We start from the raw sequence: 20,140 nt of genomic DNA on the forward strand, positions 1-20,140 counted from the left end.
AATAACCGTACCGGCAGATTGGGGTGTCCGTCGACCAAAGTCGGACGCCTTTTGACGATGCGCCAAGTACAGTTCCGTAATCGAATGATCTCGAAGGGATGCGAACAGTGCGCCATGGGCGGGAAGATGGTGCTGTTCGTCTACGGGTACTGCGACCAGCGCGATTGTTTCTACTGCCCGCTCGGCGAGAATCGCAAGAACGTCACCGACGTGTACGCCAACGAGCGGAAAGTCGAGTCCGACGCCGACGTCATCGAGGAGGCGAAACGCATGGACGCACTCGGGTCGTCCATCACCGGCGGCGAGCCACAGGAGGCGCTCGACAAGACCTGCCGCTACATCTCGCTTCTCAAAGACGAGTTCGGCGAGGACCACCACATCCACCTCTACACCGGTATCACGGGCGGCCGCGAGAACATGCGCCGCCTCGCCGAGGCCGGACTCGACGAGATTCGCTTCCATCCGCCGCTCGAACTCTGGGGCGACATGCACGGCACCGAGTGGGAGGACATCCTCTACATCGCCCGCGAGGAGGGACTCACCCCGGCGTTCGAGATTCCGGGCATCCGCGCGGAACAGGAGTTCCTCGACTTCCTCGACGAGGGGGCCGCGGAGTTCTGCAACATCAACGAGTTCGAGATGTCCGACGGCAACTACCGCCGGATGCAGGAGAAGGGCTACGAACTGCAGGACGGCCACATGTCGGCGGTCGACGGCTCGAAGGAGGCCATCCTCGACGAGATGGGCGACCACGAGCGCGTCTACTTCTGTACCTCCGTGTTCAAGGACGCCGCCCAGCACAGAAACCGCCTGAAGCGCATGGCTCGCAACCTCCGCCGCCCGTTCGACGAGGTGACGGACGACGGCACGCTCGTCTACGGCAAGACCTACACGCCCGCCGAGCGCTTCATCGAACTCGGCGTCCCCGACGAGTTCTACAGCATCAAGTCGAACCACGTCGAGGTCGCGTGGTGGCTCCTCGAAGAGATGATTGAAGACGGCGACGTCGACGACGGCGAAATCGTCGAGCAGTACCCGACCTACGACGGGACGGTCGTCGAGCGGACGCCGCTGGCCTGAGTTCTACGTTCTTTTTGGTCCAGATTTTTGCGGAGTGAGCGTGAGCGAACTCCGGAAAAAGGTGGGACTGGGACGGTCGTCGAGCGGACGCCGCTGGCCTGAGTCCTACGTTCTTTTTGGTCCAGATTTTTGCGGAGTGAGCGTGAGCGCGAGCGTCACGACCGAAAGTGGTGGTGACGCGCCCGGTTTCTCGTGAGCGCGACGAACAGACTCGGCGTGAGCGCGAGCGCCACGGCCGCGGCCGTCGTCGGCCCGAGCGGAAGCCGCATCGCGATGCCGATGACCGCGACCGACACGCCGACGAGGACGCCCGCGGCGATACCGGCGCGCTGTTGGCGATGTGTCGGCCGGAACCCGCGGGCGTCGGCGTAGAGCGCCCCCGACAGCCCGAGGACGAACCCGAGGAGCGCGCTCACCGTCCCGAGTCGGGGCGCGAGCGCGAGGAACGCCGCGCCGACGACCGCACAACAGACGAGTGACTGGACCGGAGAAAGCGGGTTCACGTCCGCGCCGAACCGGACCGCGTAGGCGACGGGCGGAAGCGACACCACCACGGCGGCGAACAGGCCGTCGATCGGTTCGACCGTCGCGCGTTCGAGGACGGCGGTCGCCGCGGTCAGCAGGCCGATTGCCGCGCCGAGGCCGAGGACGACCCGCGGCGGGAGCGCCTCCGAGGGGTCGGCCGACCGGAGGACGCCGAAGGCGGCGAAGGGGTAACAGACGACGGCACCGAAGAGGAGCGGGCGAAACAGCGCCCCCGAGAGAACCGCCGCGGAGACGGTCGCCGACAGGCCGAGGAAGACGCCGATGAGGAGTGCGAACTCAGGGACGCGTTCTGCCATACCGCGGGGTTCGAGCGAGCGACGGAAAGCGTTTCGGCGGCGGACGGGCTACCCGCAAGCGTTTAGAGTGCCCCTAGTGTACCTCCCCGCATGTCCGACTGTCCACTCGCGGACGACTGCCCGAGCTTCTCAGAACGAATCGCGGGCATGGGGTGCCAGTACTACGGCGACCGCGGCGGCGCGGAGTGGTGCGACCACTACGAGCGCCCCATCTACGAGCTCAAACAGCAGCCCGTGAAGCCGGGCGAGGAGGTCATCGTCACCGTCGAGGACATCCACGAGAGCGGTGCCGGAGTCGGCCGGACCGAAGACGGCTTCATCGTCTTCGTGGACGGGCTCCTGCCGGACGCGCGCGCCGTCGTCCGCATCGACCGGGTGAAGGGGAGCCACGCCCGCGCGAAGAAAATCGTCGAGCGCCTGCCGCTCGACCCCGAGGCCGAAGACGTCGAGTCGGACGCGGGCGAGAAGACCGGAGCCGACTCCGAGCAGACGCAGAGCGGTCGCGACGGCCCGAAGCGCCCCGAGGCGCTCGGGAGCCGAGACAACTTCTGGGGCGAGTAGCGCCGAGTCGTCGGCGGCGTCCCGTGGACAGTCAGCCTGCTGTATCTTTTTTCACCCCCGAGACCTACCCCGAGGTATGAGCGACGCCGGACGCGACGACGAGACGGTCCCCGACGTAGACCAACTCCTCGACAGGGCGGGGTTCGACCCGGAGACGAGCGTCCTCACCCGGAGGCAGGCGGAGGTGCTCGCGCTGCGCGAGCGGGACGTCCGCCAGTCGACTATCGCCGACTCCCTCGGCACCTCGCGGGCGAACGTCTCCAGTATCGAAGCCAGCGCCCGCGCCAACGTCGAGAAGGCCCGCGAGACGGTGACGTTCGTGGACGCGCTCACCGCGCCGGTCCGCGTCGAGGTCCCCGCCGGAAGCGACCTCTACGACGTGCCCAAGCAGGTGTACGACGCCTGCGACGAGGCGGGCGTGAAAGTGAACCAGACCGCGCCGGACCTGATGAAAATCGTCTCCGACGCCGCCGGCGACGCGGTGGAGGGACGAGAAATCAAAGAACAGCTCTTCGTCGGCGTCACGAGCGATGGCCGGGTTCGGGTCCGCCGGCACGCCGACGGGGTCTGAGCCCGCGCCCGCGTCGGACGGCGTCGGTGTCGGTGCCGCCCTCGTATCCGACGCCCCCGGTTCACCCCACGTCGTGCCGCGAGGCCCACGCTTTTGCTCGCGGCGCTCGTCGGCCCGCGCATGGACCTCGGACTCGACGGCGACACGGTCGTCGTCACGGCGAGTTCGGCCGGCCTCGGGCGCGCGAGCGCCGCGGCGCTGGCCGACGAAGGAGCGAACGTCGTCGTCTGCGGGCGCGACCCGGAGCGCCTCGCGGCGACCGAATCGGAACTGGGAGACCTCGACGGCGACGTGCTCGGCGTCGAGACCGACATCACGAGCAAGCGCGACGTCGAGTCGCTGGTCGAGGCGGCCGTCGAGGAGTTCGGCGGCGTCGACCACGTCGTCACCTCGGCCGGCGGCGTGCCGCCGGGCGGCTTCGCCGACCTGACCGAACAGGAGTGGTACGGCGCGTTCGACATGCTCGTCATGAGCGCCGTCTGGACCGTCCGGGCGGCGCGGCCGCACCTCGAAGCGAGCGACGCGGGTACGATTACCTGCATCACCTCCACCTCTGTCAGGGAGGTCATCGACGACCTCATCCTCTCGAACGCGGTCCGCCGCGGCGTCATCGGCCTCGTGAAGTCGCTGTCGCGCGAACTCGCACCGAGCGTGCGGGTGAACGCGGTGCTGCCGGGCGCACACGAGACGAGTCGCATCGAGGAACTGGTCGAGGCGGCCGTCGAGCGCGGCGACCACGACACCTACGAGGAGGGCCTCGACTCGTGGTCCGACGGGATTCCGCTGGGCCGCGTCGGCGACCCGCGCGAACTCGGCGACGTGGTCGCGTTCCTCGCCAGCGACCGCGCGAGCTTCGTCACCGGGGCCTGTGTGCCGGTGGATGGCGGCCGACTGCGGAGCGCCTGAGCCGCGTTAAAACTGGCCGCGTTCTCTGAGCCGCGAGACCACGTCGCGGACCCGCTGTGCCTTTTCTTTCGGGACGACGAGCACGCGGTCGTCCCACGCGACGACGGCGAGGTCGGAGACGCCGACGAGCGAGACGTTCGCGCCGTCGGTGGCGACCACGTTGTCCGCGGCGTCGACGAACACCGGGTCGTCCCCGAGCGCGACGTTGCCGTCCTCGTCGGCGGCGATGATTCGTTCGAGGGCGTCCCACGAGCCGAGGTCGTCCCACTCGAAGTGGACCGGGACGACCGCCGCGTCGGCGGCGCGCTCCATCACCGCGTAGTCGATGCTGACGTCATCGACCGCCTCGAAGCCGGCGTCCGTGTCGCCGTCGTCGAGGGCGTCGAGGAGGGGCGCGAGCGACGAGTCGCGCGCGGCGGAAAACAGCGCGTCGGGCGTCCACGCGAACATCCCGGCGTTCCAGAGATAGCCCTGCTCGACGTAGCGGGCGGCCGTCTCGGCGTCCGGCTTCTCGTGGAACGCGGCGAGGTCGCGGTAGTCGCCGCGGTCCGCGCCGGGTTCGATGTAGCCGTAGCCGGTGTCCGGGCGGGTCGGTTCGACGCCGAACGCGACGAGGGAGTCGGTGTCGGCGGCGACGCGTGCGCCGCGGGTCATCGCTTCGGCGAAGCCGTCGCCGACGTGGTGGTCGCTCGGGAGGACGACGACGACCGGGTCGTCGTACGACTCGGCGATGCGGTGGGTCGCGTAGACGAGCGCCGGGCCGGTGTCCTTGGCCGCAGGTTCGACTACGACCTCGGCGTCGGGCGCGTGGTCGGCGACGTCGTCCGCGAACCCGGGTCGCGTCGAGACGACGACGTGGTCGGCGAAGTCGGCGCGGGCGACGGTCTCGGCGAGGAGGGAGCGGTCGCCGCCGAGCGGGAGGAACTGTTTGGGCCGGTCGCTCCGACTCGCGGGGTACAGCCGGGTGCCGGTGCCGCCGGCGAGGACGAGCGCGACGAGTGGGCGGTCCATACGGGTCGGTGGCGCTACAGCCTCAAAACCGTACCACGTCGCTACCTACGTCACCGACCACATCGCCAACCATATCGCTACTCCACGTCGCCGACCATTTCGCCTACCACGTCTCGACCATCCCCTCGCGGATGTCCTCGACACAGCCCTGGCAGTCGGGGTGGTCGGGGTCGAAGCAGGCGGGACGGCCCTTCCCGTCGACGGCGACGGCGCGGCGCTCGGCGTGGCGGCGACAGACGATTTTGGCGCGGCCCTCGCCGTCCCGCGGGAGCGAGTGCGCCGGAGAGGAGTCGCGACCGTCTCGATAGGCGCGTTTGGCCTCCTCGTAGCGCTTGCCGGCGTTTCGAGCGGCACTACGGATGATGCTTTCGAGGCGGTCGTCCATGCTGTCGAATGCGTCTCCGAGGCTATCAATTCCTCGCTCGGTGCGACGGTTCTGACGCGCTCACGGAGCTGACGTTCACTTTCACTATGCCGTTTGCAACTTTTTATATGAGTACGCATCCAAGCTCAGTATGCCTCCCAATGGAAACCAAGGTGGAGGCGAGGTAGACCATGACTGATTTGCGAACCCACGCGGCTGAGATAGCCGACCAGTTCTCGGACCACCTAGACGTGTCCGCGGACGAAGTCGAAGAACGATTAGAGAGCCTCGTCAGCGAGTACCGCGTCCCCGTCGACGAAGCGCGGCGGAGCGTCGTCAACAGTTACCTCGACGAGGCCGGCATCGAGCGCGACGAGCTCGCCGGCGGCTCCGGCGGGAACGAACAGACCCTGCTCAACGACATCGACCAAGACGAGCAGTGGGTCGACGTCCGCGCGAAGGTCGTCGAACTCTGGGAACCCCGGAGCGAGTCCATCGCGCAGGTCGGCCTGCTCGGCGACGACTCGGGGCGGATGAAGTTCGTCTCGTTCACCACGTCCGAACTCCCCGAACTCGAAGAGGGGAAGTCGTACGCGCTCGGCAACGTCGTCACCGACGAGTACCAGGGCAACTTCTCCGTGAAGCTCAACCGGACGACGAGCATCACCGAACTCGACGAAGAAATCGAAGTCGGCGACGACTCGACCAGCGTCGAGGGCGCGCTCGTGGACATCCAGTCCGGAAGCGGCCTCATCAAGCGCTGTCCCGAGGAGGGCTGTACGCGCGTCCTCCAGAACGGGCGCTGTTCCGAACACGGCAGCGTCGAAGGCGAGTTCGACCTCCGCATCAAGGCCGTCGTCGACGACGGCGACGAGGTTCACGAAGTCATCTTCAACCGCGAGATGACGGAGGAGCTGACCGGTATCGAACTGGACGAAGCGAAGCAGATGGCCATGGACGCCCTCGACACCACCATCGTCGAAGAGGAGATGCGCGGTGACCTCGTGGGGTTCTACTACCGCGTCACCGGCCCGACGCTGGGTCGGTACGTGCTCGCCAACGAAGTCGAGCGGCTGAGCGAGCCGGCGGACGCAGAAGAACTGCTCATCAAAGCGAGGTCGATGTAAATGAGTTCCAACGAAATCCCCACCCGAGAGGTCGCCCGGCGCGTCTTCGCACAGGAGTTCAACGACGCCGGTTACACGTTCAAAGAGTCCGACGACGAGCGCGCGCCCGTCTACCTACTGCTCCCGACGGGAGAGAGCGCGAACCGCGTCTTCCTCGTCGGCACGCTGACCGAGAAGGAAGACGTCGGCGAGGACAACGAGTACTGGCGCGGTCGCATCGTCGACCCGACGGGGACGTTCTTCGTCTACGCCGGCCAGTACCAGCCCGAGGCCGCCAGCGCGCTGCGCGACCTCGACGCGCCCGCCTACGTCGCGGTCGTCGGCAAGCCGCGGACCTACGAGACCGACGACGGCAGCATCAACGTCTCCGTCCGCCCCGAGTCCATCACCGAGGTCGACGCGGCCACGCGCGACCGCTGGGTGACCGAGACCGCCGACAAGACGCTCGACCGCATCGCGGCGTTCGACGACGAGGGCAACGAGTACGCGCGGATGGCCCGCGAGCACTACGACCTCGACCCCGAGGAGTACAAGCGCGCCGCCATCGCCGCGCTCGAAAGCCTCGAACAGGCCGACGAACTGAGCGCGTAAGCGAGCGTCTCGCCCGCGACCCGGCGCATCGGTGGAGTTCGAACCGGTCGCCGCACCCACCGAACGCCCTCGAACACCGACTGACGGCCGATTTCCACCGTCACACGCCCCTTTTTCGGACGAATCACGACGCCCCCGACCCCTCGTCTGACGAACCATTAAGTGCCCTCACCACGGACCGACGAATATCATGGGCAACAAGAACAAGACCATCTCGTTTCGCGTCAACGAAGACGCGTTCGAGACCCTTCGGGAGATAGCCGAGGAGCGGGACATCTCCCTGTCCGCCGTCTTCCGCGACTACGTGGACACGTTAGTTGCCCACGACGGTCAGGTGCAGGTCGTCCCCAAACACGAACTCGAAAAGCTGCGCGAGGGCGAAGACGAGTCGTTCCCCCCGACCGTGGAGGTCCCAAAGAGCTTCATCCGCGAACACGAGCGCCTCGAACTGGAGGCCGAACACCTCCGCGAGCAGCTCGAAGAGCACAAAGGCTACGTGAACTATCTGCGCGAGCAGGTCGAAAGCGACCACGACGACGTCGAAGAGGTCATCCAACTGGAGGACCTCGACACGGGCGACGAGCCGTCGTTCCGCCTCGGCTAAGCGCTGTACTGCCTTCTGTGTCGTCCGCTCTCACCGATTTCAGCGAGGACCGACGAGGTCCTGCTTCGCCCGCCGCGCGTCGTCCTGCATCTCCCGGTCGCCCTCCACGTCCGCGAGCGCCTCGACCGATTCGAGCGTCCGGACCGCGTCGTCGAGAAACGAGAGCACGTCGCCGGGGTAGGCGTACACCATGTAGTCGTCGCTCATCACGTCCACGATGGCGTCGGGGCCGAGCCCCTGCGCGCGGAGTTCGAGCAGATACTCGATGAACTGGCGTTCGGGGTAGCCGGTGTAGATGTCGTCCGAATTTTCGCAGTCGAGGAAGTCCTGCGCGAAGTCGAGCAGGCGGTCGCGGGTGGCGTCGTCCACCTTGGCGAGCCCCTCGCCGGAGTAGAGGATTTCGAGGGTCGCACCGCTGAAGACGCGCTTGGGGATGTTCGTATCCAGTTGCGAGACGATTTGGCGGTGGTTTTTGAGAGAAATCTTGTCGGTGATAGCCACTGCTACCCACGACTTCGGGCCACCACGGCAAAAGCGTCCCGCTCGCCGGCGCATCGTCGTCGACGCGGGTGAGCTCTGTTACGTACTGTCATTCCGGGACCGTAGCGTAACGTATTTTAGTCGTAGCGGATTAGGAAGGGTTGCAACGTGTCCGGGTTGGGGTAGTGGACTATCCTTCAGCCTTGTGGAGGCTGAGACGCGGGTTCAATTCTCGCACCTGGACCTCTTCTTTACATTTCGACCGGTGAGCGCCGCGTAGCGTGCGCGAACCCATTCTCGAAATGTACTGTGAGGTGTGGCTGCGGGAATTGAACCAGGGAGCGATGCGAACGAAGTGAGCAGAGCGACCGAGGTTCACGCGAGTGAAACGAGCGTGAGTACGCGAGGCGGAGCCTCACGGCGTTCAATTCTCACACCTGCCCGACAACACGCCCGGTTCAGACTCCCACCAGAACCAAGTATGTCATGGACTAACATCCAACGTGGGATGAGTACCCAATTCCGCGCGGACAACTCGGTGTTCGACCGCATCCGCGACGCGATACTCAACCGCGGCGACCCGGAGGACAACGAAGCACCCGTCGGCCCAACAGTTCCGACGGGGTAACCGGTCGCTCCGCAGCGTCGCCGTCGGTCCACCTCGCTTTTCCGCGCTCGAACCACCGAGCGAGAGCCGTCTCGGCCCGTCGATAGCGGGGCCGTCGCCGACAACCCGATGGGAACGCCGGAAACGAGCACGTCTTTCTATCGGGGGTCCTACGACCCGGCCATGCAGGTCGCCATCCTCACCGTCGGCAACGAACTGCTCGCGGGGGACATCGAGAACACGAACGCGACGTGGTTGGCCAGACGGCTCACCGAGGGCGGGGCGACGGTGGCGCGGATTCAGACGGTCCCCGACGACCACGGGGTCATCGCCGAGACGGTCGCCGACTGGGCGGCCGCCTTCGACGCGGTCCTCGTCACCGGCGGCCTCGGCGGGACGCCGGACGACATCACCATGGAGGCCGTTGCCGCCGGTCTCGACAGGGCGTTCGTCGTCAACGGCGAGGCCGAAACGCAGGTCGAAGCGACCATCGCGGCGATTCTCGAACGCCGGCCAGACATCGACTTCGACCTCGAACCGGAGTGGTACGCGTCGATGCCCGCCGACGCCGAAGTACTCCCGAACGAGGAGGGCCTCGCGCCCGGCTGTCGGGCGGGGAACGTCTACGTCCTGCCGGGCATCCCCACGGAGATGAAGCCGATGTTCGAGTCCATCGCCGAGCGGTTCGCGGGCGACGCGCAGTCGCGAGAGTGTTACGCCGACGCGCCGGAGGGGGCCGTCGCCCGCGAACTCGGCGTCGTCGCCGAGCGGTTCGGCGTGGGCGTCGGGAGCTACCCCAACAGCGGCGGGCCGACGCGAATCAAACTCAGCGGCGGCGACCCGGCGGTCCTCGACGAAGCGATGGCGTGGTTCCGGGCGAACGCGACGGTCGACCTCTACGAGAGCGAAGCGGCTGTCGAGGCGGCGCGCGAGGAGAAGACGGGCGGCGAAAGCGAGGATAAAATCGGTCGCGACGACGGACGGTTGGGCGACGGCGAGTAACCGGGCCGGCGAGCGGCCCGCGAGCGGCGGGTTGCCGGCGGCCGGTAGCTGGTCAGCTGCCGGTCAGCGGAGCTGTGCGAGGCCGGCGTCGGAGCGGGGCATGGCGTCGAGCGACCCGCGACTGCGGATGATGTTGAAGGCGGTGACGAGGTCCGAGCGGGAGACGAGACCGACCAGTTCGCCCGTCTCGTCGACGACGGGGAGCCGACCGACGCTTCGCTCCTGCATGAGCGCGATGGCGTCCATCGCGTCGGCGTCGGGGGTGATGGTCGCCAGTTCGTCGCTCATGATGTCGTCCACGCGGAAGGCGTCGCGTTCGACCTCTTTGACGCCGCGGGCGTCGTCGAGGGTGACCATACCGATGAGGTCACCGTTCCTGAGAACCGGGTAGCCCGTGTGGCGCTCGACGAACATGCGTTCGAGAAGCTCCGCGACGGAGGTCTTCTCGTCGACCACGTCGAGGTTCTCGCGGCCGGTCATGATGTCGCGGACGACCACGTCTTGGAACGTCGCCTTGAGGACGGTCTGTTGGGCCTCGCCGGACGCGCCCATGTAGATGAAGAAGGCGAGGGCGACGAGAAACAGGTTGAAAAAGAGGCCGAACAGGCCGAGCAGGAACGCGAACACCTTGCCGACCTCGGCGGCCATCTGCGTCGCTTTCGCGTGCGGGCGGTTCCGCGCGAGGAGCGCCCGGAGGACGCGCCCGCCGTCCATCGGGAAGCCGGGGAGCATGTTGAACACGGCGAGCGAGACGTTCACCAGCGCGAGGTAGCCGAGGACGAACTGCGCGGGAGCCTGCGACTCGGGGAGCAAGAGGAAGCCGACGTAGGAGACGACGCCGATGGCGACCGAGACGAGCGGGCCGGCGACGGCGATGGTGAACTCCTGTTTCCAGTCCTCGGGAATCTCCTTGAACCGGGCGACGCCGCCGAAGAGCCAAAGCGTGATAGACTCGATTTCGTAGCCGTAGCGCATGGCGACCAGCGAGTGGCCGAACTCGTGGAGCAGGACGCCGGCGAACAGGCCGATGGCGGCCGCGCTCCCGAGCACCCACTGCATCGACCCCGCGGAGATGGCCGCGCCGTCGATGTTCGCGCCGAAGAGGTCGTTGACGACGAGCGCGAGATTCGTCACGTCCGAGCCGATGAGCCACGCGAAAAGCGGGAGAACGATGAGGAACGTGAGGTCCAACTTTATCGGGATGCCGAAGGCGCTACCGATGCGGATTCCTCGCATACCCCGTAGTAGCCGTGGAGGGGCCTTAAGCAGTCAGGGCCAAGAGACGGGGAAATGCTTACGCGGGCGGGCAATCGACGGGGAGACATGAGCGATTCCCGACCGGAGCCGGTGGTCAAGCGGAGCGCGGACATCGAGTACGAGGCGGTCGGCGCGGCCGACGGAATGTCGAAGGGCGTCCTCGTCTCCGAGGCCGACGGCGCGCCGAACTTCGCCATCCGGCGGTTCGTCCTCGACCCCGGCGCGACGGTGCCGAAACACACAAACGAGGTCGAACACGAGCAGTACGTCCTCTCGGGCCGGTACGTCGTCGGCATCGGCGACGAGGAGTACGAGGTCGAAGCCGGCGACTCGCTTTTGATTCCCGCCGGCGTCGTCCACTGGTACCGAAACGAGTCCGACGACGAGGGGGCGTTCCTCTGTGCGGTCCCCAACGGCGACGACGCTATCGAACTCGCCGACGACGCCGACGCCTGAGCGAGGCTGGGCGTCGGTGACCGTCGGAACCAAGCCACGAAGCCGTATGCGGGTCGCTATCGTACCTGAGCGTTCGCAGGCGAATCGCTGAAATACCACGTCGCCGTAGCAGGCACCGTGTCTAAACAGGTCACCCGCGTCGACACGCTCTTTCTCCACCAGACGGGAGACGACTACCTCGTCGTCGCCCGCCGGGACGGAAAGCGGGTGCTCCGCGGCAAGCTCGAACTCAAAGAGACGAACGCGGGGCCACGACCCCTGCGCTTTCTGGTGACTCGGAAGGGCGAGGACTCCCCGCGCGACCCGAGCCAGTTCGTCGAACTCGCCCGGTCGGCCGCCCGCATCCGCATCTCTCAGCAGACGCCGAAAGACGGCCGCGACGAGCTGAAAGAGATGCTCGACGGCTACCAGCTCGAGGCGCTGACGGTGCGGACCTGCCGCCGCTGTGCAGTCAACGGCCGGTACTCGCCAATCACCGACGATACGGCCATCAAGGCCGAACACGAGCACATCTGTCGCGACTGCGCCGTCCAAGAACTGGAGGGCGAACTCTCCTTCGCGGGCGGGCTCACGCAGGCGGCCCAAGAGCGCTTGGAGGAACTGCTCTACGAGACGGGCGACCTGACCCGCATCACGAACTTACTGCAGGGCGAGTTAGACCCCGACCTGACGAAGTTCGACACCATCAGCGCGACGACGGAGGACGTGGAGTTGGTCGAGACGAGCACGCTCGACCTCCACCCGAACCTGAAGTCGATGCTGACCGAGCGCTTCGACACCCTGCTCCCCGTCCAGAGCCTCGCCATCGACAACGGACTGCTCGACGGCGACGACCAACTCGTCGTGAGCGCGACGGCGACCGGGAAGACGCTCGTCGGCGAACTCGCCGGCATCAACCGGATGCTGAACGACGACGGGAAGATGCTGTTTCTCGTCCCGCTGGTCGCGCTCGCCAACCAGAAGCACGAGGACTTCAAGGAGCGCTACGGCCACCTCGGCAAGGTGACTATCCGCGTCGGCGCGAGCCGAATCAACGACGACGGCAACCGCTTCGACCCGAACGCCGACGTCATCGTCGGCACCTACGAGGGCATCGACCACGCCCTCCGCACGGGGAAAGACCTCGGCGACATCGGCACGGTCGTCATCGACGAGGTTCACACCCTGAAAGAGGAGGAACGCGGCCACCGCCTCGACGGGATGATAGCCCGCCTCAAACACTACTGCGAGGCCCGCGCCGAATCCCGCGAGGGCTACGGCGGCGCGCAGTGGATTTACCTCTCTGCGACCGTCGGCAACCCGAAGTGGCTCGCCCAGAACCTCCGGGCGAACCTCGTCGAGTACGAAGACCGCCCGGTCCCCATCGAGCGCCACGTCACCTTCGCCGACGGTCAAGAAAAGCCGCGCATCGAGAACCGCCTCGTTCGGCAGGCATTCGACTCGAAGTCCTCGAAGGGCTACCGCGGCCAGACCATCATCTTCACCAACTCCCGGCGACGGTGTCACGAAATCGCCCGGAAGATGGACTACAACGCCGCGGCGTACCACGCCGGACTGGACTACGGCCAGCGAAAGCGCGTGGAGCGACAGTTCGCCAATCAGGACCTCGCGGCCGTCGTGACGACCGCCGCGCTCGCCGCCGGCGTCGACTTCCCGGCGTCGCAGGTCATCTTCGACACGCTGGCGATGGGCATCGAGTGGCTCTCAGTCCAGGAGTTCAGCCAGATGCTCGGCCGCGCCGGCCGCCCCGACTACCACGACAAGGGCGTCGTCTATCTGCTCGTCGAACCCGACGCCAGCTATCACAACACGATGGAGATGACCGAAGACGAGGTCGCGTTCAAGCTCCTCAAAGGCGAGATGGAGGAGGTTCGCACGGTGTACGACCAGTCCTCGGCGGTCGAGGAGACGCTGGCGAACATCGTCGTCGCCGGCAAGAAGGCGAAGGCGCTCAACAGCCGGATGCTCGGCGAGGTGCCGACGACCCACGCGGTGGGGAAACTCCTGGAGTGGGGCTTCATCGACGGTCTCGACCCGACGCCGCTCGGCCTCGCCGTGACCCGGCAGTTCCTCTCGCCGAGAGAGGCGTTCGCCATCCTCGACGGCATCCGAAAGGGGTCGTCGCCGTACGAAATCGTCGCCGACCTCGAACTCGACGAGGAAGGTCGGTAGCGACCGACGCGCTCGGCCGAGGCTGACATTCCGAATCCCGCACGCTTTTTGGCCGCCGACGCGTCGATGCCCGCGTGGTAGCGATAACGCCGGCCATCCTCGTCGTCTTTGCCGTCATCCTCGTCGCGTTGGCGTTCTTCGCGACCGAGCCCGTCCCGGTCGACGTGACGGCCATCGGCGTGATGGTTTCGCTGATGTCGATTCAGCCCGCCTCTGAGGCGCTCGCCTCGGCGGGGATGCTCGGCGCGCCCATCGTTCTCTTCGACTCTTACCCCGGCGACGCGCTCTCCGGGTTCGCCAACACGGCGACGCTGACCGTCCTCGCGATGTTCATCCTCAGCGAGGGCGTCCAGCGGACCGGTATCATCCAGCTTCTGGGCGCGAAGATATCGACGTTCACCGGCGACAGCGAACTCCGGCAACTCGGCGCGACCGTCGGCGTCGTCGGCCCCATCTCCGGGTTCATCAACAACACCGCCGCGGTCGCCATCCTATTGCCGATGGTGACCGACCTCGCCGAGCGTGGGCGAACGTCGCCCTCGAAGCTCCTCTTGCCGCTGTCGTACGCGTCGATGTTCGGCGGCATGCTGACGCTCATTGGGACCTCGACCAACATCCTCGCCAGCGACGTCTACTCGCGCATCACGGGCGAAGCGCCCTTTACGATGTTCGAGTTCACCGCGCTCGGCGCGGTGGTCATGGCCGTCGGCGTCGTCTACCTCATGACCGTCGGCCGGCGGCTCACGCCGGCGCGAATCGAGCCCCGGCGCGACCTCACCGAGGAGTTCGAGATGGCGGAGTACCTGACCGAGGTCGTCGTCCGTGAGGACTCCCCGCTCGTCGGCCAGCAGGTCCAGCGGGCGCTCGTCGAGACGGAGTTCGACGTGGACCTCCTCCAACTCATCCGCGGCGAGAGCGTCTTCCTCGAACCGCTCGGTCCGAAGGAGATTCAGCCGGGCGACGTGTTTACCCTCCGAACCGACCGCAACACGCTCGTCGAACTGCTCGACGTGGAGGGGCTCGACCTCGTGCCGGCGACGGTCACCGAGGACGAACTCGAACTCGCCGACCGCGGCCAGAACCTCGTCGAAGTCGTCGTCGCGCCGGGGTCGGCGCTGGTCGGCGAGTCGCTCGCCTCGGCGAGTTTCAGACAGCGGTACGACGCGACCGTGCTCGCGCTCCGCCGTGGCGGCGAACTCATCCGCCGCCGGATGGACAACCTCCCGCTCCGCGTCGGCGACACGCTCCTCGTACAGGCGACCGTCGAGAGCATCGAGCGCCTCGACAACAACCGCAACTTCATCGTGGCCCAGGAAATCGAGCGCCACGACTACCGCGAGTCGAAGATTCCCGTCGCCGTCGGCATCGTCGCCGGCGTCGTCGCACTCGCCGCACTCAACTTCCTGCCCATCGTCGTCGCCGCGCTCCTCGGCGCGCTCGCCATGGTCGCCACGAAGTGTCTCCGCCCGACGGAACTGTACGACGCCGTCCAGTGGGACGTCATCTTCCTCCTCGCCGGCGTCATCCCGCTCGGCATCGCGATGGAGAACTCCGGGGCCGCCGAACTCCTCGCCGAACTGGTCGTGATGACCGGCGACTACCTCCCTCTCATCGCCGTCCTCGGGGTGTTCTACTTCGTGACGGCGCTCCTGACGAACGTCATCTCGAACAACGCGAGCGTCGTGCTCATGATTCCGGTCGCCATCGAGGCCGCGACGACGCTCGGCGCCGACCCGTTCTCGTTCGTCCTCGCGGTCATGTTCGCGGCGTCGACGGCGTTCATGACTCCCGTCGGCTACCAGACGAACCTGTTCGTCTACGGTCCCGGCGGCTACAAGTTCACGGACTACATCCGCGTCGGCGGCCCGCTACAACTGCTTCTGGGCGTGGTGACGACCGTCGGCGTCGCGTACTTCTTCCCCCTGACCTGACGGGGCGGAACGAAACCCTTTACTCCGCGACGGGGAGAGACGTATGTGCGGGACCGTGGGTTAGCCTGGTATACTTCGGGCCTTGGGTGCCCGTGACCCCGGTTCAAATCCGGGCGGTCCCATTTTGACTCTGACCTGACACGTGAGTACTGCATGCCGTGTGCGGGCGGGAGCCGTTGAAACCCCTGAAACGAGAACCACGAGACGGCGGCGAGAAGACTTTTGCGACGAGCGGGAAACCTCTCGACTGAAATGTCAATCCAGCCGCTCGATATCCTCGGCGGGGTCATGTTCCTCGCCGGCCTCGCGGTCGTGACCGGCGTGGTCGCGGCCGCGGTCGCCGCGGGCCAGCGTCTCGGCATCGGTGCCCTGCTCATGGTGCTCGGAACCGCCGCCGTCGCCGGCCCACGAGTATATCAAAAAGCCCTCGAAACGACGAGCTAACCGCAGTTTCTCTCCCCTTCCCTACCCTCAATCTGCCTTCGCCTCGAACGCCGTCGGGTCGAGCGGGCAGTCGCCGCCGACGGTCGCGTCGATGTCGGTGGGCGAGCGGAGCGTCAACAGCGCGTACTCGCTCGGCACCCGAGCCTCGTGGCCGACGCCGATGGCTTTGACGAGTGCCTCACCGGAGCGGATGCGCGCTGGCAGGGTCGAATCGACGAGGCCGGCGCGCGAGAAGGCGTTCCGCTCCTCGCAAGCGTCGAGAAAGGAGCGCCGCCAGCGCGGGTCGCCCGCGAGTTCGTCGAGTTTGGCCACGTCGTCGCCGTCGAACCGCGATTTGAGTTCGAGGAGGAGCAGGTGACCGTCGCGGTAGGCGATGATATCGACCTTCTTCGAGCCCTTACTCCCCTTTTTGACCTTGTCGGGGTGTTTGGCCTCGATGCGCGGCAGGCCGTCGGACCCGCCGGGCGGCTCGCCGCCGACGAGCGTCCACCCGCGACCGCGGAGGAACCGCTTGCTGTACACGTAAATCTCCGGCTCGGAGAGTCGGTCGGGCATGTCGTCGGAGTCGCGGGAGATTCACCTTACGTCTACCGTTTCGGTGCGGCGGGTGCGGCGGGTTCGGCGGGTTCAGCGGGGGCAGCGGGTTCACAGGTGCGCCGAGTGCGGCAGGTGCCGCGGACGGATGGGCCCGAGGGCGAGCACAACGGCGGGGTTACAGCGCGGAGAAGTCGGAGATGACGCCGTCTTTGAGCGCGAACGCCTCGGCGGTGGCGTACCACTGCGAACTCTTCCGCGAGGGGTCGTTGGGGTTCTTCTCGGTCCACGTCTCGCGGGTGACTTTCGGGACGTTGATGACGAGGTTGCGGTGCTTCTCGGAGGGGTCGGGACCCTCGCGGCACCAGCCGTAGTCGTAGACGAACTGCATCCCGGCGTAGGGGTCCTCGCGGCGGCAGTTCTCGGGCGACATCCCGACCTTGTAGACCAGCGTCTCGTCGCGGTCGAAGAACTTCTCGGGGAGGTCGACCGACCCGCGTTCGTCCTCCCACTCGGCGACGACGGCCTCGGTGTCGCGTATCTTCACGCTCCGCGGGAGCGACTCGTACTTCGGGTGGCCGTCGACGCTCCGGTCGTAGCCCCACTGCATCTCCGATTTGACCTCCTCGGCGACCGACATGCCCTCGACCTCGAAGCCGTTGTCGATGAACTCCGTCACGAACCGCGAGAGCAGTTCGTCCTCGGTGCCGTCGTTGACGAGTTCGCCGTCGTCGTCACAGGGCCAGTTGACGCTCCAGAACGGCGCGTCGTGGATGCGAGAGACCTCCCACATCGCCGTGAAGTACCGGGCGTTGGCGTAGCAGAGCCCCGCGTGGGTGCCGTGTTTCATCGCCAGGTACGGGAAGAACATGATAGAGGGCACGTCGTGTTCGGCCGCGCGGACCATCCGACCGAACCGCTGGCCCATGTTGTGTCCCGACGGGACCTCACCGCTCTTTTCGACGACGAGTACCGGCTCCTCGTCGACGGCGACGATGATGTCCGGGCGGTCGTACGCGAGGAGTTCCTCGATGTAGTCCGGAAGCGACCCGCTCATAATTCGGTGGTCGACTTCGAGCAGGCGGTCGTCCAACCCCTTGAACCAGAGCGCCTCGACTTCCTCGTCGGAGAAGATTTCCAGCGTCGAATCCATCTACGATACCGTTGTCCGACAGTCTGGTATAGTTTGTGATAGTCCGGTGACTCCGAGAACGGCCGCTGTTCGCGATGAGAGACTCGTATATCGCGTGAGTTTCGATTCTGAGACCGGGCACGCCACCAACGCAGTCGGGGCTACCAGTCCAGTATTGCCCGGTCAGTCCAGCGCCGCGGTGAGTTCACACACCGGGCAGGTGCCGCAGGCAGGGTCGGCGTCGCACCCCGACGCGGCGAAGTCGAAGAGCGAGCGCGTGAACGCCGTGTGGTCCTCGACCGGCAGGAGCGACTCGGCGAGGTCCCAGAGGTAGTCGTCCGCGGCCGGGTCGTCGCCGACTTCGAGGTCGAACACGCGCGCGAGCAGTCGAGCGACCGCGTCGTCGACGAACGGGCGACGCCGGCCGTAGCCGAAACAGAGCGTCGCGTTCGCCACCGCTCGGTCGACGTGCGGGAGGTCGAGCAGGTCGGCCTCGGTGTCGGGGACGCCGGAGAACACGAGTTGGCTCGTGATATCGCGGAGTTCCTTGGCGCGCTCGTCCGCGTCGCCGAGGGGCGAAAGCAGGTCCGCCACCTCCGCCTTCCCCGCCGAACTCAGCGCGCTCAGGTCGGGATACCGCTCGACGAACGCCCGATAGACGGGGGCCACCGTCTCGGCGTCGCTCCCCCGGTGAAGCAGGTGGCCGACGAACGCCTCGTAGGGCGAGACGTCCGGTGCGCGCCACGGGGGCGCGTCCGCGGCCGTCGACGACCCGGACGCGGACGGTTCCCAGTCGCGGACGCGCTCGACGAGGGCTTTCGTCCGCATGCTCCGTTTGAGTGCCTCGCCGAGGTGCTGACCCAGTATCGGTGGCACCGCCATCCCGGTCTGAACGCGACCTTGGACGGTTCCGCCCTCGAAGACGTAATCGTCGGGGAACGACTGAATCCGCGCCCGCTCGCGGACGGTCAGTCCCCGACCCTGCTCGTAGTGGCCGTACTGGAACTGCGGGCGGATGCCGCCGGCGATAATCGTCGGCCCGGGGTCGTCAGGGTGGAGGCGAATACGCTGACGGAACCGGTCGTACATCGGCTCGCCCGGTTCGGTCCCCTCGACGCGGTCGACGGTCGTCTGCCGGTGGTTCGGCGCGTCGTGGTTCGGCAGGCACCCGTTCGATTCCCCGTCGACCGCCGTCTCGCGCATCAGTCGCTCGTAGTCCGAAAGCGAGGCGTCGGCGGGGTACTCGGTCGCCGACTCGCCGGGACCGAGCGGCGGGAGGTCGGACAGCGCCTCGGAGACGGAGACGTGGTTCTCCTCGTGGGTCGGCTTCGGCCAGACGACCGGGTGGTCGTCCTTCGCGCCGACGAAGAACAGCCGCTGGCGCTTCTGCGGGACGCCGAAGTCGGCGGCATTCAGCACGCGGTAGTCGACGCGGTAGCCGAGTCGCTCCAGACACTCGACGACTGCGTCGACGAACTCGCCGTCCTTGGCGGCCTTCATCGTCGAGACGTTCTCGATGAGGACGAACGTCGGGTCGAGAATCTTCGCCGCCCTGATGAACTCCTCGAACAGGTAGTTGCGCTCGTCTTCGTCGTGCTGTTTCCGGTTGGCGATGGAAAAGCCCTGACAGGGGATGCCGCCGGTCAGGACCGACAGTCCCTCGTCACCGAGCGCCTCGTCGGCGACCGATTCGAGGAGCGTCCCCTCGACGACATCGTCGTCGTCGATGACGTCGAAGATGTCCCGCGAGTCGCCGTCGCGCTTGTTGACGCGGCGGATGTCGCCCAGAATCGCGTGGGCGTGGCGGTGGTTGCGCTGGAACGTCTCGACCGACGGCTCGTGGATGTCGACGCCGAGGACCGTTCGGAAGCCCGCCTGTTCGAGGCCCTGCGAGATGCCGCCGGGGCCGCAGAACAGGTCGATGACCGTCGGAGCGTCGTCGTCGGGTGCGCGCTCCGACTGGGGCGGGCGGTGTTCCGGCTCACCGGCCCAGTTGTGCCGGTTCTCCTCGATGTCGGAGTCGGTGTCCCACGCGTCAGACATCGGCTGTCCTCCGGAGAGAGAGCCGCGGGCGGACGGCCACCGGGCTGTGTTGCATTGTTCGAATGAAGGTCGTCGCGGTCGCTTGTGGCTTTCGCTCCCCGCCGAGAGGTGAGCATCGCCGTCGGCGACAGCGGGGGGCTACCGTCGTTTCCGCCGGTACCAGAACCGACAGCCGACGGGGGATTCGCCGGCGTCGATGTCGAGCCGGCGGAGAAACAGGTCGCGGACCGCGAACGTGACGACCAGTTCGACCGGGTCGTCGCCCCCGCGCTCGACCGTCTCGCCGTCCGTCTGGTCGACCCCGGTCGGGCGGGCACGGACCACCCAATGGCCGTCGCGTTCGGCGACCGACTCGACGACGCCCTCAGTCCAGCGGTCGCGGTCGTGAGTCGGCTCCCTCGCGTGGATTCTGTCGTGGACCATCG

At 66.9% G+C, this 20,140-nt stretch carries 21 protein-coding genes and 2 tRNA genes; 14 read left to right on the forward strand and 9 right to left on the reverse strand.

From position 1 onward, the window contains the following. Positions 1-84 precede the first annotated feature (84 nt). Positions 85-1,080: a radical SAM protein gene (locus tag AUR65_RS02660; protein ID WP_058568253.1), complete on the forward strand. Its 996-nt coding sequence runs from the start codon at positions 85-87 to the stop codon at positions 1,078-1,080. 155 nt (positions 1,081-1,235) lie between these two features. Here the strand turns inward: AUR65_RS02660 and AUR65_RS02665 are convergent, their stop codons facing one another. Then, positions 1,236-1,922 carry a hypothetical protein gene (locus AUR65_RS02665; protein WP_058568254.1) on the reverse strand — a complete coding sequence of 229 codons (687 nt, stop codon included), beginning with the start codon at positions 1,920-1,922 and terminating at the stop codon, positions 1,236-1,238. 90 nt (positions 1,923-2,012) lie between these two features. On the opposite strand from AUR65_RS02665, the gene AUR65_RS02670 reads away from it, so the two are divergent. The 3 genes from AUR65_RS02670 to AUR65_RS02680 all read left to right on the forward strand — a co-directional run bounded on the left by AUR65_RS02670 (position 2,013) and on the right by AUR65_RS02680 (position 3,960). Continuing rightward, on the forward strand, positions 2,013-2,483 hold the full coding sequence (locus tag AUR65_RS02670) for a TRAM domain-containing protein (RefSeq protein ID WP_058568255.1): 471 nt from the start codon (positions 2,013-2,015) through the stop codon (positions 2,481-2,483). A 76-nt stretch (positions 2,484-2,559) separates the two neighbouring features. Continuing rightward, positions 2,560-3,054 carry a Tfx family DNA-binding protein gene (locus tag AUR65_RS02675; RefSeq protein WP_058568256.1) on the forward strand — a complete coding sequence of 165 codons (495 nt, stop codon included), beginning with the start codon at positions 2,560-2,562 and terminating at the stop codon, positions 3,052-3,054. A 120-nt stretch (positions 3,055-3,174) separates the two neighbouring features. Continuing rightward, a complete protein-coding gene (locus AUR65_RS02680) occupies positions 3,175-3,960 on the forward strand; it encodes an SDR family oxidoreductase (protein ID WP_058568257.1) in 786 nt (261 codons plus the stop codon). Between the two features lie 6 nt (positions 3,961-3,966). Here AUR65_RS02680 and AUR65_RS02685 read toward each other — a convergent pair whose 3' ends face one another. Both AUR65_RS02685 and AUR65_RS02690 read right to left on the reverse strand, forming a co-directional pair. Further along, complete coding sequence (locus AUR65_RS02685; RefSeq protein WP_058568258.1) at positions 3,967-4,971, reverse strand: mannose-1-phosphate guanylyltransferase; 1,005 nt, start codon at positions 4,969-4,971, stop codon at positions 3,967-3,969. Positions 4,972-5,074: 103 nt separating this feature from the next. Continuing rightward, positions 5,075-5,356, reverse strand: a complete 282-nt coding sequence (locus tag AUR65_RS02690) for a DUF7091 family protein (protein ID WP_058568259.1) — start codon at positions 5,354-5,356, stop codon at positions 5,075-5,077. Positions 5,357-5,526: 170 nt separating this feature from the next. Here AUR65_RS02690 and AUR65_RS02695 point away from each other — a divergent pair, with 170 nt between their 5' ends. The 3 genes from AUR65_RS02695 to AUR65_RS02705 all read left to right on the forward strand — a co-directional run bounded on the left by AUR65_RS02695 (position 5,527) and on the right by AUR65_RS02705 (position 7,657). Then, positions 5,527-6,462 carry a replication factor A gene (locus tag AUR65_RS02695; protein WP_058568260.1) on the forward strand — a complete coding sequence of 312 codons (936 nt, stop codon included), beginning with the start codon at positions 5,527-5,529 and terminating at the stop codon, positions 6,460-6,462. Beyond that, complete coding sequence (locus tag AUR65_RS02700; RefSeq protein WP_004973682.1) at positions 6,463-7,053, forward strand: RPA family protein; 591 nt, start codon at positions 6,463-6,465, stop codon at positions 7,051-7,053. A 190-nt stretch (positions 7,054-7,243) separates the two neighbouring features. Then, positions 7,244-7,657 carry a ribbon-helix-helix protein, CopG family gene (locus AUR65_RS02705; RefSeq protein WP_058568261.1) on the forward strand — a complete coding sequence of 138 codons (414 nt, stop codon included), beginning with the start codon at positions 7,244-7,246 and terminating at the stop codon, positions 7,655-7,657. A 39-nt stretch (positions 7,658-7,696) separates the two neighbouring features. Here the strand turns inward: AUR65_RS02705 and AUR65_RS02710 are convergent, their stop codons facing one another. Continuing rightward, entirely contained in the window at positions 7,697-8,158 is a 462-nt protein-coding gene (locus tag AUR65_RS02710) for a DUF5814 domain-containing protein (RefSeq protein WP_058568262.1), read from the reverse strand. Positions 8,159-8,308: 150 nt separating this feature from the next. Between AUR65_RS02710 and AUR65_RS02715 the strand changes: the two genes are divergently transcribed. Beyond that, positions 8,309-8,381: transfer RNA gene (locus AUR65_RS02715), tRNA-His, on the forward strand. A gap of 546 nt (positions 8,382-8,927) precedes the next feature. Beyond that, the gene (locus AUR65_RS02720; protein ID WP_058568263.1) at positions 8,928-9,746 is read left to right on the forward strand and encodes a competence/damage-inducible protein A; all 819 of its coding nucleotides are present in this window, start codon (positions 8,928-8,930) and stop codon (positions 9,744-9,746) included. Between the two features lie 63 nt (positions 9,747-9,809). Here AUR65_RS02720 and AUR65_RS02725 read toward each other — a convergent pair whose 3' ends face one another. Continuing rightward, the gene (locus tag AUR65_RS02725) at positions 9,810-10,982 is read right to left on the reverse strand and encodes a M50 family metallopeptidase (protein WP_058568264.1); all 1,173 of its coding nucleotides are present in this window, start codon (positions 10,980-10,982) and stop codon (positions 9,810-9,812) included. Positions 10,983-11,069: 87 nt separating this feature from the next. On the opposite strand from AUR65_RS02725, the gene AUR65_RS02730 reads away from it, so the two are divergent. From AUR65_RS02730 to AUR65_RS02750, 5 genes are all read left to right on the forward strand, one after another. Then, positions 11,070-11,459: a cupin domain-containing protein gene (locus tag AUR65_RS02730; RefSeq protein WP_058568265.1), complete on the forward strand. Its 390-nt coding sequence runs from the start codon at positions 11,070-11,072 to the stop codon at positions 11,457-11,459. A gap of 117 nt (positions 11,460-11,576) precedes the next feature. After that, a complete protein-coding gene (locus AUR65_RS02735) occupies positions 11,577-13,631 on the forward strand; it encodes a DEAD/DEAH box helicase (RefSeq protein ID WP_058568266.1) in 2,055 nt (684 codons plus the stop codon). 182 nt (positions 13,632-13,813) lie between these two features. Then, positions 13,814-15,562 carry an SLC13 family permease gene (locus AUR65_RS02740; RefSeq protein ID WP_394337333.1) on the forward strand — a complete coding sequence of 583 codons (1,749 nt, stop codon included), beginning with the start codon at positions 13,814-13,816 and terminating at the stop codon, positions 15,560-15,562. 49 nt (positions 15,563-15,611) lie between these two features. Continuing rightward, positions 15,612-15,684, forward strand: a tRNA-Pro gene (locus AUR65_RS02745). A 130-nt stretch (positions 15,685-15,814) separates the two neighbouring features. Then, on the forward strand, positions 15,815-16,006 hold the full coding sequence (locus AUR65_RS02750; protein WP_058568268.1) for a hypothetical protein: 192 nt from the start codon (positions 15,815-15,817) through the stop codon (positions 16,004-16,006). Positions 16,007-16,033: 27 nt separating this feature from the next. Here AUR65_RS02750 and AUR65_RS02755 read toward each other — a convergent pair whose 3' ends face one another. The 4 genes from AUR65_RS02755 to AUR65_RS02770 form a co-directional block, all read right to left on the reverse strand. Continuing rightward, the gene (locus AUR65_RS02755; RefSeq protein WP_058568269.1) at positions 16,034-16,561 is read right to left on the reverse strand and encodes a hypothetical protein; all 528 of its coding nucleotides are present in this window, start codon (positions 16,559-16,561) and stop codon (positions 16,034-16,036) included. Between the two features lie 157 nt (positions 16,562-16,718). Beyond that, a complete protein-coding gene (locus AUR65_RS02760) occupies positions 16,719-17,693 on the reverse strand; it encodes a hypothetical protein (RefSeq protein WP_058568270.1) in 975 nt (324 codons plus the stop codon). A 162-nt stretch (positions 17,694-17,855) separates the two neighbouring features. After that, complete coding sequence (gene dcm / locus AUR65_RS02765; RefSeq protein WP_058568271.1) at positions 17,856-19,715, reverse strand: DNA cytosine methyltransferase; 1,860 nt, start codon at positions 19,713-19,715, stop codon at positions 17,856-17,858. A 138-nt stretch (positions 19,716-19,853) separates the two neighbouring features. Next, on the reverse strand, positions 19,854-20,138 hold the full coding sequence (locus AUR65_RS02770; RefSeq protein ID WP_058568272.1) for a DUF7861 family protein: 285 nt from the start codon (positions 20,136-20,138) through the stop codon (positions 19,854-19,856). Positions 20,139-20,140: the final 2 nt, after the last annotated feature.

Source organism: Haloferax marisrubri, from assembly GCF_001469875.2.
Lineage (GTDB): Archaea > Halobacteriota > Halobacteria > Halobacteriales > Haloferacaceae > Haloferax > Haloferax marisrubri.